11 protein-coding genes and 1 pseudogene are annotated in these 15,521 nt (G+C 45.6%); 9 read left to right on the forward strand and 3 right to left on the reverse strand.

All coding sequences use genetic code 11. The features are described from left to right. The first annotated feature begins 150 nt into the window (after nt 1–150). Together ICC18_RS00345 and ICC18_RS00350 are read left to right on the forward strand one after the other, a co-directional pair. Nucleotides 151–678, forward strand: coding sequence for an RNA polymerase sigma factor (locus ICC18_RS00345; protein ID WP_312029459.1), 528 nt, complete (start codon nt 151–153; stop codon nt 676–678). Next, the gene (locus ICC18_RS00350; RefSeq protein ID WP_188172404.1) at nt 671–2,320 is read left to right on the forward strand and encodes a DUF4179 domain-containing protein; all 1,650 of its coding nucleotides are present in this window, start codon (nt 671–673) and stop codon (nt 2,318–2,320) included. The genes ICC18_RS00345 and ICC18_RS00350 overlap by 8 nt, the downstream gene beginning before the upstream one ends. Before the next feature lie 801 nt (nt 2,321–3,121). Here the strand turns inward: ICC18_RS00350 and ICC18_RS00355 are convergent. After that, nucleotides 3,122–8,965, reverse strand: coding sequence for an RCC1 domain-containing protein (locus ICC18_RS00355; RefSeq protein WP_188172405.1), 5,844 nt, complete (start codon nt 8,963–8,965; stop codon nt 3,122–3,124). Nucleotides 8,966–9,539: 574 nt separating this feature from the next. Between ICC18_RS00355 and ICC18_RS33495 the strand changes: the two are divergent. The 6 genes and pseudogenes from ICC18_RS33495 to ICC18_RS00375 all read left to right on the forward strand — a co-directional run. Further along, nucleotides 9,540–9,717: pseudogene (locus ICC18_RS33495) on the forward strand (IS6 family transposase); the annotation flags it as partial. A 225-nt stretch (nt 9,718–9,942) separates the two neighbouring features. Next, the gene (locus tag ICC18_RS00360) at nt 9,943–10,101 is read left to right on the forward strand and encodes a hypothetical protein (RefSeq protein ID WP_188172406.1); all 159 of its coding nucleotides are present in this window, start codon (nt 9,943–9,945) and stop codon (nt 10,099–10,101) included. 258 nt (nt 10,102–10,359) lie between these two features. Further along, the gene (locus ICC18_RS00365) at nt 10,360–11,256 is read left to right on the forward strand and encodes an RCC1 domain-containing protein (protein ID WP_188172407.1); all 897 of its coding nucleotides are present in this window, start codon (nt 10,360–10,362) and stop codon (nt 11,254–11,256) included. Between the two features lie 435 nt (nt 11,257–11,691). Further along, nucleotides 11,692–11,862, forward strand: coding sequence for a sigma factor (locus ICC18_RS33500; protein WP_223192285.1), 171 nt, complete (start codon nt 11,692–11,694; stop codon nt 11,860–11,862). A 19-nt stretch (nt 11,863–11,881) separates the two neighbouring features. After that, nucleotides 11,882–12,085 (forward strand): RNA polymerase sigma factor, encoded by a 204-nt coding sequence (locus tag ICC18_RS33505; RefSeq protein ID WP_223192226.1) that lies wholly within the window; start codon nt 11,882–11,884, stop codon nt 12,083–12,085. Between the two features lie 4 nt (nt 12,086–12,089). Then, the gene (locus tag ICC18_RS00375) at nt 12,090–13,034 is read left to right on the forward strand and encodes a DUF4871 domain-containing protein (RefSeq protein WP_188172408.1); all 945 of its coding nucleotides are present in this window, start codon (nt 12,090–12,092) and stop codon (nt 13,032–13,034) included. A 306-nt stretch (nt 13,035–13,340) separates the two neighbouring features. On the opposite strand, the gene ICC18_RS00380 is transcribed toward ICC18_RS00375, so the two are convergent. Next, the gene (locus ICC18_RS00380) at nt 13,341–13,850 is read right to left on the reverse strand and encodes a dihydrofolate reductase family protein (protein ID WP_188172409.1); all 510 of its coding nucleotides are present in this window, start codon (nt 13,848–13,850) and stop codon (nt 13,341–13,343) included. Nucleotides 13,851–13,925: 75 nt separating this feature from the next. Next, entirely contained in the window at nt 13,926–14,822 is an 897-nt protein-coding gene (locus ICC18_RS00385; RefSeq protein WP_188172410.1) for an alpha/beta fold hydrolase, read from the reverse strand. 265 nt (nt 14,823–15,087) lie between these two features. Here ICC18_RS00385 and ICC18_RS00390 point away from each other — a divergent pair, with 265 nt between their 5' ends. Continuing rightward, a complete protein-coding gene (locus ICC18_RS00390; protein ID WP_188172411.1) occupies nt 15,088–15,429 on the forward strand; it encodes a winged helix-turn-helix transcriptional regulator in 342 nt (113 codons plus the stop codon). Nucleotides 15,430–15,521: the final 92 nt, after the last annotated feature.

The raw sequence follows: 15,521 nt of genomic DNA on the forward strand, positions 1-15,521 counted from the left end.
TGAGCTGGTACTGAGATAATTCAGTGGCAGCTTATTGTATTTACGCAGAGTTTCCTCATGCTTAATAATTCATGAACCTAAACAACTAGATCTTTGTCTTTATATACAGAAGCTCAGCTGAAGCTCTATTAGAAAGCCGAAGGAGGTGCTGTGGGATTGACGGACCGCGAGTTATTTGAGACATACCGTAAAGATATTTATCTTCTATGCTATTACATGCTGCAGCATGTATCGGATGCGGAGGATATTTGTCAAGAAACTTTCGTGAAGGCCTTTCAGATCGATCGCTGTACTATTGAGAAAATGAAGCCATGGTTGATTCGAATTGCCGTGAATTTATGTAAAAATCAACTGGAACGAAGCAAACGTGGAAAGCTGAAAGAGCTTAAGCTATTTCTGCTGCAGACCATGCACTTGTCGGAACCGGCAGAGACCGTGTTTGAACGAATAGAGGGGGATCGGCAGTTGGAGAGATGGCTGCAGGCGCTTCCTGTAAAAATTCGCGCTGTGATGACGCTGCGTTACATTAATGATTTGCCTCTTGCTGAAGTAGCCGAGGTGCTCGATATCCCTCTCGGTACTGTAAAATCAAGATTGAACAAGGGTTTGCAGTTAGCCAAAAAACATCTGAATACCGAAACTAAGATGGTTATGAAAGGTGGGGAATGCCTTGAATAATTTAGTAGAGCAAACCATTTTGAAACGTGTACAGGCAGATTATCCTCCAATGCCTGATTTTGAAGAGATGTGGCAGAGAATTGATGCTAGCTCCCATCATCATGTATTGCAGAAAGCATCCGACATTAAGTATCGCTCTCGTTACCGCAAACGACTAACTCTCGCTGTCGTTGCCATCAGTTCTGTTATTATCATGGCACCTGTTGTCGCTGGAATGTCCATGGGTTGGCAGGATTTATTCGGACGTCTGGGCATTACTACGGCGATGAATAACGGATTCGGCAATCCGCTTGACATCAATATACAGTCGGGGGGAACGACGCTATCGCTGAAAGGCGTTGTGGCCGACGATGAACGAATGGATATCTTATTCACAATGGAAGTTCCTGGGATGCCGGATTATGATGCAGTTCAGTTCGAGCGAAAGGTATTATCTGGTTCGGGTATAGAAGGTACGCAGTTGATAGAAATTATGAAAAGAGAGGCTTCTTCTAATCGATTAGTGGGCTTATTAGAAACGGAAAACTTGTTGAACAAAGGAAAAGAAACTTATGATCTTTCCCTGCACAATCTGCAGTTTTTTAAGTACAAGCAAATTCCCCTACAAACTTGGGTAAGTGAAGTTAAGGCAGGAGACATCGTAGACAGCACATCGATTTATGGGCAATTGCAGATCGTATCCGTTGAGCTGGACAATGGAAAGCTGACGCTTCGATACGAACTCCCTTATATAAGTCCAGATGCTGCCGGGAATGATCCAAAACTTCAGCTTCTAAAAGGGGATGAGACCATTTTCGCTAGTTATTCAGCTGTTCTTCCATCGGATCATCCAGATCTTACTCTTCGGCAGGATACATTTCTGGTAAATGAGGCATCTCTTGATAACTATCGGTTGCAAATCAGCTACTTGGATATGTTCAAGCAGATCGAAGGGAACTGGCAGGCATCTTTCGAAGCTGATGGTAAAAAGGCCAGAGAAGCGACGTATCGTAAAACAATTCAATTATCTGAGCTAGTTAATTCGGACATGGACGCGAGGGAGCTTGTCGTAACGCCAACGGAGATCCGGCTTATGCTTCATGATAATTTCGCTAGCGGCGATCCAAATCAAGCGTGGGTTCATTACGATAAAAAAACACTGATGATGGACGGTCAAGCTATAGAAGGAAGACTTTGGCGAACTGAAAAAAGCGGATGGTATATCCGTTTCGAGGCACCCGAGTGGTACCAAGACTGGTCTAATGTACCAATGAAGCTGCTTCTCTCTGAAGCATGGATAAGTAAAAGATCCACAGAATTGTGGCTCACTCTTGATTTACAAGATGATGAGAAGAGAAACGTACGTGCAGACTTGGACGGTTACCCTGTTACATTCACTTATTACAAAGAAGGAACAGATCTAATTGTAGAATCTTACTCTGATAATGATAAATTTATGGGGATTTCGCAAACAGCCGTTAAAAAGGATGGAATAGTCACCTATCCGGAGATGAACCCAACTCCCCCAGGAGGGAATGGTTCGAATAAAAAAGTCGATCGATATCCAGACCTGCTTACGACAGGAGGAGACATCCAGTTAAGCCCGGGGTTCTATAGATATTTGGATCCAGAACGCAAAGCTGAGGTTACGATCAATAAATAGTCAGAGAGACCTTGCAGCCGATGCAGCTCTTCTTTTTTCATTGAAGTAACTGGCAGCAATGTTGAATAAAAACATTTTGTATTGACTTCGAGGCACGGAAGGATAATTAGGCTCTTTTGCAAACACATTTTCGTGTTTCAACATACGGAGGGGAAAACATTGAATACTAATAAAAGCGTCTTTAGTATTGAATATAATGGGGATTCTACGAGAATGGACTTACCAAATTCTCGGAGTAAGCATAGGACTTGATGCGGTTTCCATTTTACCAAGATAATAGGATTAACAAGAAGTGCAACATCTGATCATTATCCTGTTATTAAGCTAACGGGCAGTGTGCACCTAGCCAAGCTAGGCACTTGTGCAGAATGGTGGTGTTTTTTTGTCAGGAGTTCCAGACTATAAAGAATTCGTGGTTCCATTTCTAATACAACTTGCGGAGGAAAATCATCATACAATTAACTCAATAATCGATGCATTGGCAATGTCCGCCGCAAAAGTATCTATTTTGCATATTAGACGTCTCAATATTAAACTCACTTTTTTCCAAGGTTGTCCCACCCGTCTTAGGTATGTGCATATAGATTTGAAATTTTTGATTACGTCCTCTTATATCCACCGTTCTCTCCAGATTAGTTTTTACTAAATATCAACATGCTCTTGGCAGTTTCTAGCATGGACTAAGCGGTGCGTAGCATTTATCATAGGGAACCCGCCTAACTAGATGATGGAACCAGAGCACCAATATAAAAAAGGACCGTTTCAGCCTGTGACATGGCTAAACGGTCCTTTTGGCATTTCTTAGAAAAGCTCAATAGAATCAATATTGGCAGGAACATCGCCAGGATCATATTGAAGTTTTAGAGTCGATCCCTTCGGAATTTGCACATAAATCAACTTGTAAGCGTAGCTTCCCTCCCATGCTCCTGTAGATTCGAAAGTGACGTCTTGATTATGGGCATTATTTAAGTAAAGGCTCAGCTTAGCCGTATTTAACGCAGAATAGCGGACCCTAATGATGGTGGAAGGGGTGTAATGGTTGTAAAATTGCAGGTTATCTCCATAGTTATCGATATAACCCATCGCATACCCGCCGGAAGCCGCTGAATCCGCGTATCGGTCGATAGTGCCTCTTGTCGGAACAAGCTCCAGGTCTTCCGCCTCCACGAATACGAATGAGGCTCTAATGATTGGCGTAGGCACGAGCTTATGCGTTCGTGTGCCGTCCCCCAGCTGGGCGGAATAGTTTTTACCCCACAAATAGGCTGTTCCTGCCTGAGTTACCGCCGCACTGTGATCGTATCCCGCTGAAATGGCTTGAATAGATTCGATGTAAGATATCTTCCTTGGCAGAGTGGACTCTCCGGAGGCTGATGTTGCCAATTGACCAAACTCATTGCTGCCCCATGACCAAACGGTACCGTCTTTCATCAAGGCTAGACTATGCTTTTTCCCGGCAGCGATAGATTGGATATTAGCGAGCCCTTGGATGAAGACAGGCGTGGAGCTGCTGGTTTTAGTACCATTACCAAGCTGACCGTGACTGTTGTTCCCCCATGCCCAAACATTACCGTCCTTTTTAAGTGCCAGGGCATAATGTTCACCGGCGGCTATAGCTACGACGGAATCCAACCCCGTTATTTGAACGGGAGAATAAGCTAAGGTCATGTTCTCATTTCCCATGCCGTAATCATTGGTTCCCCATACCCAGACGGTACCGTCACCACGGATAGCTGCGCTGTAAGTAGCCGAAGCTGCTATGGCGATAATGGGGTCGGTGAAAGGAAACTGAACCTGAACCGGTGTCGCCGAGCTTCCCAATTGGTATGGATGCTGGCCTAACTGGCCGACGCCGTTGAAGCCCCACGCCCATACCGTGCCGTCGCTTTTGAGCGCCAGGCTGTGGTTCCAGCCGACAGCCACGTCTTTGACTTGGCTGAGGCTGCTGATTTGGGTAGGTGAATAGTAATGCAAATAGTTATCGCCGCTAGTTCCAAGCCCCAGCTGTCCGTTTTTGTTGTAGCCCCACGCCCATACCGTTCCATCCTCCTTAACAGCCAAACTGTGATACGCGCTGGAGGCGTTTTTCGTCACCTTGGAGCTTAACGTACTGATAGCAATAGGAAGTATTCGTGAGCTTGCAGTGCCGTCTCCCAGCTGTCCATGGACATTATCGCCCCATCCCCATAGCGATCCGTCGTTTCGGATGAACAAGGTTTGCTCATCGCCTAAGGTTTTAGGCAGCGGGGATTTGATGGACATGAGCACCATATCCGAAGGAACGGATACATTGCCGGCCGCATCCTTGGCCTTCACTGTAAAGTGATAGGAGGAATACGTATTAAGGCCTGAAACCAGCAAAGAAGTGTTGGATGTCGTTCCTACCAGACTAGAGCCTTGATAAACGCTGTATTCCGTAACCCCTACGTTATCGCTTGGAACCGACCAAGAGAGCGTAAGACTAGTATCGCTTGTGGCTGAAGCTTTCACATTAGCCGGTTTTGACGGAGGCGTTGTGTCCGCGGTGTTCGCCGTAACGGAGCCGCTGAATGGGGATGTATTGCCCGCCGCATCCTTGGCTTTAATTTTGAACGTGTACGATGTGCCATCCTTCAGGCCTACAGCCGTAAAAACAGTGCCTGCCGTTTCGGAAATTTTGAGGTCGCCTTCGTAAATTTCGTACCAGGTTACGGCGACATCATCAGTTGCAGCGTCCCAAGCGAGGGATATTGTAGAACCGGAAGTTCCCGATACCGTAACATTTTTGGGAGCCGCAGGAGGTGTCGTATCGGCCGTGGTCGTTCCGGTTACCGCATTGCTGGCGGAGGACACATTGCCTGACGGATCTTTTGCTTTAACCGTAAAGCTATAGGAGGTTTTGGGCGTTAAGCCTGTAACCTTGAACGAAGTGCTTGAAGCTGTTCCAGCTAACCGTCCGTCTACGTAGACGTCGTATCCTGCGATTCTGTCATTGTCGCTGCCCGAATTCCAGGACAGCTCGATGCTCGATGCATAGGCCTTGTATACGGATAAGTTATAAGGCGCGCTTGGAGGCGTTGTATCCTTAGGGGTTGTAAAGGTCGCAATATTGCTTGCTGCGGATACGTTGCCGGAAGCGTCCTTAGCCTTAACCGTAAACGAATATGCAGTATTCAGCTCCAGATCCGTAAATTGATTGCTGGCAGACTGCGGCTGAACGGATGTCATTAATGTCGTTCCATTGTAAATATCGTACCCGCTGACCCCAACGTTGTCGGTGGAGTGCGTCCATGTTAAAGACATGGTCCGAAGGTTGGAGGAGCCAATCGCTTTCAAGTTGGTTGGAGCAGTAGGAGCCGTCGTATCAGCCGGGTTTACATTCGGTCCGATAACTTGTGTCGGATGTAACGGCTCACCTAGCTTTGTTCCGTTTCCAAGCTGTCCTTCCGCGTTTCTTCCCCACATGTACACAAGTCCATTGTTAGCGACTGCGGCGCTGGATTCGGCACCTGACGCTACTGCCGTAACCGAGCTTAAGCTGGATACTTTGGTTGGGGTGCTGATGCTGTAGGAAATAGAACCTACACCCAGCTGTTTGTAATTGTTGGAGCCCCATGCCCACAGGGTGCCGTCTTCTTTGAGAGCAAAGCTGTGATATTTACCGGCTGCAATGTTCTTAACTGAGCTTAGTCCCGGAACTTGAATAGGAGTTGAACGATGGGTGTAAGTACCGTCCCCGAGCTGCCCATGACCGTTATAGCCCCAGGCCCAAACCGTACCGTCGCTTTTAAGCGCCAGATTATGAGCTCCACCGGCGTCTATGGCAACAACAGAATTCAGATTGGCTACTTTTACAGGGGTAGCGGACTGAGTGTTTGTGCCGTCTCCAAGACCTGCGCCATGCACATTGGAGCCCCATGTCCAAACGGTTCCATCACTCTTAAGGGCCAGTGCATGATCGCCTCTGGCGGATATGGCGACTATGGAATCGAGTCCCAACACTTTTACGGGAATATTGCGACCGGTAGTCGTGCCGTCACCGAGATGACCTTTGTAATTGTTGCCGGTAGCCCAAACGGTTCCATCATTTTTGAGAATAAGGCTGTAGTAAGCGGAATCCGATGTCGTAACGGCCCATGCTTTGCCGATACTGCTAATAGAAGTCGGCGCGGGGACAGAAGCGATATTGCCAAGTCCAAGCTGGCCATAGTAATTTCCTCCCCAAGCCCAAACGGTGCCGTCCGTTTTTAGTGAAAGGTGAGAGCCGCTGCCGGTGGCAACATTTCTAACGGAGCTAATCATCGAATTTTTCACGGGCGATGTAACGTGAGAGCCCCATAGCCACAATGTGGAATCGGCTTTAATGACGGCTGAAGCCGAATATGAGAACGAATCAAAGAGCGTTGTTTTCGCTCCAAGGTGCTGGATATTGCTAAGTCCGGATACATTGCCGGCTGCATCAACTGCTCTTACTGAAAAATGGTACGTAGCATTCGGATTTACCGCTTCCGTGAAGCTGGTTGTCGTGGAAGTCCCCAAAAGCTTCGGACCATCGAATATTTTATAATGAGCGACCCCTTGATTATCTGAAGCCGCATTCCAAGATAGCTTGATGGACTGGTCCGGCTGAAGCTCTGCTTGTAAATCGCCTGGAGCGGTAGGAGCTTCAGTGTCGGTTACGACTTGTTTAATTAGCTTAATGCTGTCAAGGGCAAGGGCGTAACCCGTACTGGCGGCATTCTTTCCCTTTACGGTAAAGCGGAAATTCTTGATTCCAGTCATGGTAAACGACTTAGTTCCCAAGCTGTAATCTTTGAAAGCAAAATCGGAAGTATACATATCGATAGGGGACGCTTGTGAAGAGTCTTCGATCGTCAATTGGGCTATACCGCGGTTAGTGCCTGCCTTTCCTTTGACCCAAATCGCATAAGTTCCTGCTTCCGGCAGGTTAATTTCATATTCCACATAATCGCTAAGCGCGTTTGCATTGTACATTTCCCAGCTACCGCCGCTAGCCGACGCATCCGTGTACGCGGAAGTTACGTCACCGGAATCGCGTTGGATTAATTTTTCGACCTCAAATAAGAGATCGCTGAAAGATTGGCTGGTCGTCGTTGTTACCGCATTGCTGGCTACCGACAGGTTACCTGCCTGATCCTTGGCCTTAACCGTGAAGGTGTAAGGCGTATTGGCTGTTAAGCCCGTTACGGTATAGGAGGGCCCGGTTATGGAAGCAACCTTGGTTGCGCCATTGTATACCTCATAGCCGATTACACCGACATTATCTGTGGACGCATTCCAAGAAAGGGAGACGCTAGTGTTCGTTTTGCTTGTAACCGTTAAGTTGAACGGAGCAGAAGGAGCCTCCGTATCTGCTTGCTTTGTAAATAGAATAGCATCGAGCGGAATCAAGTATCCGGAGCTTGCTGAATTTTTGCCAGTAACGTTAAAACGGATTTTTTTGCTTCCGGGAGCCGTGATGTTCACGGTACCTAATGGTATATCTTTAAAGGCGTAATCGGCAGCATAAAAATCTATAGCTGTGCTTTGAGCCGAACCTTCTACGACTGTTTGCACCGTTCCCCTACCCTGCCCTACTTTGGCTTTTAAGAGGAGGGTATAGCTTCCCGCTTCAGCAACATTAAAATCATACTCAACATAATCTCCGACAGCATTGGCATTGTAGCTTCTCCAACTGCCCCCGCTTGCGCCGGCGTCAGCATGAACAACTGATGCATCGCCGGAGCTCCTCGGAGTAAGGGATTCAAATTCGTATATAATTCCGTTTGCGGCCGCACTTGTTGTTACCGTTACGGAATTACTCGCGGGAGATACGTTGCCGGCGGCATCTCGAGCTTTTACGGAAAAGGTATAGGCAGTATTACTAGTTAAGCCAGTAACGGAATAAAACGTACTGGTAGTCGATGCCACTTTGGTCGATCCGTTGTATACCTCATATCCGGTTACGCCTAGATTATCTGTGGCGGCGGTCCATGACAAACCGACGCTGCTTGCTGTTTTATTGGTAACCGTTAAGCCCGAGGGGGCTGATGGGGGTAGAGAATCTGCTTGTTTAATCAGCTTTATGGCATCCAAAGGAATAATAAAGCTATTGCTTGCCGAGTGTTTACCTGTAACCGTGAATCGGAACTTCTTGACACCGGGGGAAGAAATATTGATGCTGCCCCGGTCGAAGCTCTGAAAAGCATAGGTCGACGCGTACAAATCCAAAGGGGAGCCTATTGATGAACCGTCTACGGCTGGCTGTACGATTCCTCGGCCAGGGCCGCTCTTGGCTATAAGCTGTACGGCGTAGCTTCCGGCTTCGGGAATGTTGACGTCGTATTCTACATAGTCGCTGACAGCAGTGGCATTATAACTTTCCCAAGTGCCTCCGCTTGCAGCCGTATCGTTATGAACACCAGTGGCATCACCCGAATCCCGCTGGATTAGGGACTCAATTTCAAATAAGCTTTCTCCGGTAGTCACAGTGTTCGTAAAATAAGTGCTCGTGATCACTGTGTTATAAGTAGCCTCAGAGACTGATGTATCATTAGTTTGTGCTGCTCCATATGCTGTTGGAGCAAGGGGGAAGAGAGCTAATAATTGCACGGAAATGATGAAACGGCTGATCGCTATTCTTATCTTTTTTATGCTAAAATGCATCTAAAACCAACTCCTTTAGGTTAATTGGATATATTCATGATGATACAGGGGTACTGATGTTTGTTGGGATTCATTTCCAAGCTGCCCGATCCCATTGTTGCTGTACATATATAAATTTCCGTTTCCGTTGATGGCTCCGGAGTGATTTATGCCGGAGTTAGTCATTTATTTGCGCAGGGGTCGAACGATTCATAGTAGATCAGGTATTGAATTTGAGAATTCTTTTCATGTTTTCATCTCCCGTGGTTGGATCTCGCAAATGAGCTTTAGTTTGCAACCGTCCATTGTTATGTTTTTCACACACACATATATAACGTATAATAAACGGTTTTTCTGATACATTCTGTATCAAAAATTACATTTTTATAATTTCTATTGTAGGTTCTGCTCAGATTCTAACAGCTTAGTCGAGAGCTTTCCGTGCGAGCTATCAATTGTTGCGATTGTGGTGCAAAAATGCAAAAACTTCCCCCATGATATTATAGGCTGACTGAAAACATGGGATGAGGCAAATGAATATGTAACGAGCATCTAATAGGTTCAAATGGAAACATTATTTGGCGGGAATTATATTGTTAACCGTTGGGTACATCAGTTTGGTCCCGAAATAGATAAGCGAATTCGACCATACTTAATGCCAACGATTTTTTAGGAAGGCCTTAGCTTCAACTCATAATTAATCGCCACGGGTAATCACGGTAGATAAGAACCCTGCGTACCCGCCTGCATTACAGCAATTAATGAATGAAAAATAACTACGGAAAGAAACGATAATCAGACAAACAAAGTACCTTAATAATTATTGTGGAACAAGGATAATGGGAATATCTAGGGAATACAGTTAGAGCGATGAAAAGGAAATAATTGAGGATTACATTTATGTATTATCCATGAAAAAGATAAAGTATTGTTCAAAGTAACGAATGAGGACAATAGCTTCATTAACACAAGTCTAAAATGGGAGTTGTACGTATTATATGCAAAAAGCAATTATTGTTAGTTACTTGACCGACAAAAAGAATAATCTAGAAGAACTAAATGAATTGTTATCACAGGGATGGAAAGTAGTAAGTCAAAGTTCTATGGGAGGCGGAGGAATGAATACGGTTCATTCTCTCGTAATACTCGAAAAATAGCTTCTAATTTATATGTAATACATGATGAGGACGATGGAATGTGACAATTTCTCGATGGTGAAGAAGTAAAAGAGGAAGTCGTACGCATACTTTCATTATAACAAGTAATTAATATTGACCCCAGCACTAACGGGCAGGTTAACAAAACCTAAGAACGACTGTGGTAATATTTTTTGATGGAAAGTACAACTCTCGCAGCTTAGCTGATCACGATGAAACGTATATAAAAAATAGGTCTTGTTTTCAGGGAGGTGAAACATGGATTACATTTCACCGAAAGAAGCGATGTTAAAGGTGAAACGGTGGCCTAAAGATACCATAGCGGCGGGGCGTCGTCATACCGTTGGGCTTAAATCTGACGGCACGGTGACGGCTGTGGGTGATAATAAATTTGGCCAATGTGATGTAAGCGGCTGGCACGATATTGTGGCAGTCGCGGCAGGTAATGTTCATATGGCGACGAACACGGGTAATGCTCATACAATCGGACTTAAATCTGACGGCACGGTGACGGCTGTGGGTTGGAATAAGTATGACCAATGCGATGTAAACGGCTGGCGCGATATTGTAGCGGTTGCGGCGGGTTGGTGTCGTACCATTGGGCTTAAATCGGATGGCACGGTGGTAGCAGTGGGCCGAAATAATGAAGGTGAATGTAATGTAAGCGGCTGGCATGATATTGTGGAGGTCACGGCGGGTGACTGGCATACCATCGGTCTTAAATTGGACGGAACGGTGATCGCAGCGGGTAATAATCGGTATCGCCAATGCAATGTTAGCGGCTGGTTCGATATTGTGGAGGTCGCAGCGGGTTATCTTCATACCATCGGTCTTAAATCGGACGGTACGGTGACGGCTGTGGGTTTGAATAAACATGACCAATGTGATGTAAACGACTGGCGCGGTATTGTGGCAATAGCGGTGGGTAGTAATCATACCATCGGCCTTAAATCGGACGGTACTGTGGCGGCTGTGGGTTGGAATGAGTATGGCCAATGTAATGTAAGCGATTGGCGCGATATTGTGGCGATTGCGGCGGGTTGTGTCCATACCGTAGGGCTTAAATCGGACGGCACGGTGGTTGCTGTGGGTGATAATGAATATGGCCAATGCGATCTAAGCGGCTGGCGCGGCATTCAACTGCCCGGAAATTAGTTTTCAATATGAGAAATAAAAAGATATCATACGAACTGTTGTTTTTAGCTGCATGGGCATGAAATACATGACCTACTCTTCGGATTACAAGAGGCTCATGATAATATTCCGATAAGGAGATATTCTATCGGAAACAAGTTTGGAATTACTTCAGTTCTATACCTTATATCGGGTATTTTGATCATTAGGGAAAATAGGTTTAGACATAAGGGACTTTAAGGAGCTTGCAATGTTGCAGCTCCTCTTTTTGTTCATTCAAACGATAATACCCTCCGTCATTTTCTTCCCTGGTTAGACCATTTACAAAAGTTTAATCGTTCGGGGAACCATTTTCTTATTGGATGGTCTTATTAAGTAGAGGTGATGAAATTGGAACCACATTATTTGAAATATTTGGTAAAAACTCATGATAAAAACTACATCCTGCAGGATTTGATGGAGTACTACGGGAATGGCGTTTTGAATTTTGCTTATTTTTTGACTCGGAGTTCTGATGCAGCCGATGATCTTTCCCAAGATGTTTTTTTGGCAGTGTATGACAGGGTTTACTCCTTTCGAGGTGAATGTACGATGAAAAGTTGGATTTTAACGATTTCAATCCTCTGAATCCCAATTATTCGATAGGATGGAAACCAAGAGAATATGGAGCGCTGTCATTCAACTTCCTAGGAAATTCAGGGAGATCGTCATTTTAGATGCACATTACTGTCTAACCGCCAAAGAAATCGCTGAACTGCTGAATATATCCCAAGGCACTGTAAAATCAAGGCTGCATAGAGCACACACGAAAATAACCGTTATATTGGAAACCGATAACGAGGGAGAGTGAAAGTATGGATCGGAAGCAACCGAACTGGCACGAACTAATGAAATTATCTCCGTTTGATAAGCCGCATTTCAATGAAAATTTAAAATCTCAGATCATAAAGAAGGCAAACCAAAATTCGAGAAAGAAACATGTTTACTGGACGAGACCTACTTTTATCGTTATTTTGTTTAGCATAGCTATGATGTTAACAATAATACTTCCTACCTATTTGGAAAGAACTGAACCAGGTAAGGCTATTCATTCAGATGAGAGAAATGGAAAGTGGGCCGTTCGTTATGACTATGTAAAAGATAAAATGAGGCTTTTTACAATTAATCCGGATCCGCAGCTTTCTGCAGGAAAAACTTACGGTTATATGATCAATTTTACCGCTCCATTCGAACAATTTGAAGGGAAAATACTAACCATACGGGCTATTCATAAAGAGACCGGTATGGTTGTGACAGCAACACCTCACATCATAATTGAGAGAAGCAGCGGTTATTCCAATTTGGACCGTTTTACTACTTCTTTTGGTCTACCGTTAAGTGGACTTTGGCGTTATGAAGTAGAATTATCCGGTATCTTGTACGGCGATGCTGTGCTGTCGGTGGCCGAACCTTCATGGGACATTACCCCGTTGTTTACTTCGGGAACACATCAATTGCGTGGAATTCCCAATAAGGTGGGATTCATTGATGCAGGTTTCATTGCTGGAAGGAGTAATAAATATATGTGGCATTTCTGGGGATCGGAGGAGGAATTGAACGGTAACTTTAAGGTGAAAGCTTTGAAAAAGGGAACTCACCAATTGATTGATGTGTTTTCTGCAGATTATTTAGGAGGCAAGATCAACGGTGCTGACCGCAGTATCCCTTCATCGATGTCGCTACCTACTTCCGGCCGTTGGCAGTTATTGGTTTATATGAACGATCAGCTTTTTGGCAGCATTGTCATTGATGTTAAGTAATATGAGACCTTATTACGTATAATTGGTTTTCATCAACTAACGAATGACGAAAGTTAAACATAAGGGTTCCACATATTGTCATGTACAATATGTAGAACCCTATATTTTATCTGACTTTCTTCTATTTGGGTCTTGATAAACTGAGAAAATAAAGCCCTAGACTGACGCTGTTTTATTGAGCTAACGTACCACATTAGTTGAGCGGAAAGTATTTAATCGGTTAGAAATATACTACTTTTGCTCATGTTTTTCCGTCAAATAATGCTTATTCCCTTCAATAATAGTGTTACCGGTCTGGCTACCGATTTAATGACCAATCGCATAGTGCAATTGAATGAAGCCGCTGCCGAGTGATTTGAAGTTCAACAATTCCACTTCCTTGTATTGGTATTTCTCCGTGTCAATCAATAGATTGAGTCCCTTCCCTTCCAGTACCGGCGCGACATTGAATATGAGCTCGTCAACAAGCCCTTGACCCAGAAAAGCATTATGAAGGTCCGCACCCCCCGAGATGAGGGCGGTTTGATAGCCTCTATCCTGCAGGTAGCTCAAGGCTTCGCGCGGCGAGCCGACAACCGTCACACCGGGGATTTCTTTCACGCTCGCCGATACGACGACGATATCCATGCCGGCAAAAGTACCGCCGCCGTTGCTCGCCTGCATCCCTTCAAACGTACGTCTTCCGACAATGAAATTACCAGCTGCCTGAGCATGTGCCGCAAAATCGCCGAGCGCTTCCTTTTTTGGGGGGTTATTCGAACTCGATTGCGCGTAGTTGCCATTACCTGTTAGTGTTGCCCATAGAATTGTTTTCATTGGATAGCCTCCTAATAGTGGATGGAAATTGGATTAATAATTTAATTAGTTACCTAAATAAGCGGTGATTATAGTTCAACCTAGCTTTCTTGATTGCGGCGATGTCCGTTCAAGGACTCTGCGGATGGATGCGGTCACCCGGTCCGGCCGATCTTCCTGCACGTAGTGGGAGGCATCGTCTAACGACTCGCTTTCGTTCAATTTCAAATATCCCTGCCATTTAGCCATCTCTTCGGGTGGAAAGCCCGCACTATCCCTCATCCCCCATAGAATCTGTGCTGGCAAATTGGACAGAACCGGCAATTTCGCCTCGATCTCCGCGAGCCACAGTCGCGCCTTCCGGATCTGCCTTGGGAATACCCATGTCGGTTTCCGGGATTTTGGGGTTGGGAATGGATCGGTGTAGGCCTTTCTCAAGGTATCCGTGATTTTCTCGGTATGATAGATCCCATGCGGGACAATCTTCTTAGCGAAGAAGTTTCGCCTTGTCTGTAGCCAATATCCGAAGGGCCATCCGCCCATGGCAAACGAGAATAACTTCATCGCAGGGAGCGTAGCCGGCCATGCCCAGGTATTCATCACGACAATTCCGCGCAGGTTCTCATGGTGTCTTACGGCGTAGTTGAATCCGATCGGACCTCCCCAATCTTGGACTACTAGTACGAAGTCCTTGAGATCCAGTTGCCGGATGAATTCGGTGACAGCCTCAGAATGCTCCTTAGGAGAATAGCCATAATCGGAAGGAGCTCGTGACATTCCGAGTCCCGGGTAATCCAATGCAATCAGACGGCACTCACCGCTCAAATCCTTGATGACGTTCCGGTAAAGATACGACCAGGTGGGGTTTCCGTGTAGGAGAAGAATGACTGGCCCCTGCCCCTCGTCAACGTAATGAATCATGCCATCGCGATAAGGCATCCAGTGATCCTTGAACGGATACTCCGATGCATCTACCTCAAACGGTCTTTGCATTTGTGCCTCCAATCTGCCAATTGTTTCAAGCAGGGTTTAAGTCATACGGAATAGTTATCTAAATATTCAGATTATTAATGTGATTCAAAATCCTGTTAATATCGATGAGCGCCCCGGTTGCGCGCACCACTCAGGGGTTGATATCGATATGAAGTAGAATTTTGTGTTCCGGCTCTTCAATAAGACTACAACACTGTGGTATATTTGAAAAGTAGTTACAATAAAGTGCAATAGTTTCATAAAATGAACTATGGAGGATACTTCAATGTTAGATCGCTCTTGTATCGAAGCCATTGATCCTTTGCTTGAAATCTTGGATGGTAAGTGGACCCTCCCTCTTCTGTTAGAGTTGTTTGTCGGCACCAAGCGATTTGGAGAGCTGCGGCGAAGGCTACACCCGATTAGCCCGAAGACGTTAACAGATCGACTGCGGGTGCTAGAGGAGAAGGGGATTATTACGCGCACGCTGTACCCCGGTGTGCCCCTGCACGTCGAATATGAGCTAACTGAGCGCGGGTGGAATCTGCAGCCTATTTTTGCGGCTATGTGGGCATGGGTTCAGGAAAATGGCTTAAGTGCCGAACGTGGGGCGAAAGATATGGCATAGACTGAATGTAACAGAAGCACGGGAGCGCAGACAGTTGGGAGCGGACCTAATGATTGGTACGATAGCCTCCGCTCATCTCGAAGATGCGGTAG

Source organism: Paenibacillus sedimenti (assembly GCF_014534655.1).
Taxonomy (GTDB): Bacteria; Bacillota; Bacilli; order Paenibacillales; family NBRC-103111; genus Paenibacillus_E; species Paenibacillus_E sedimenti.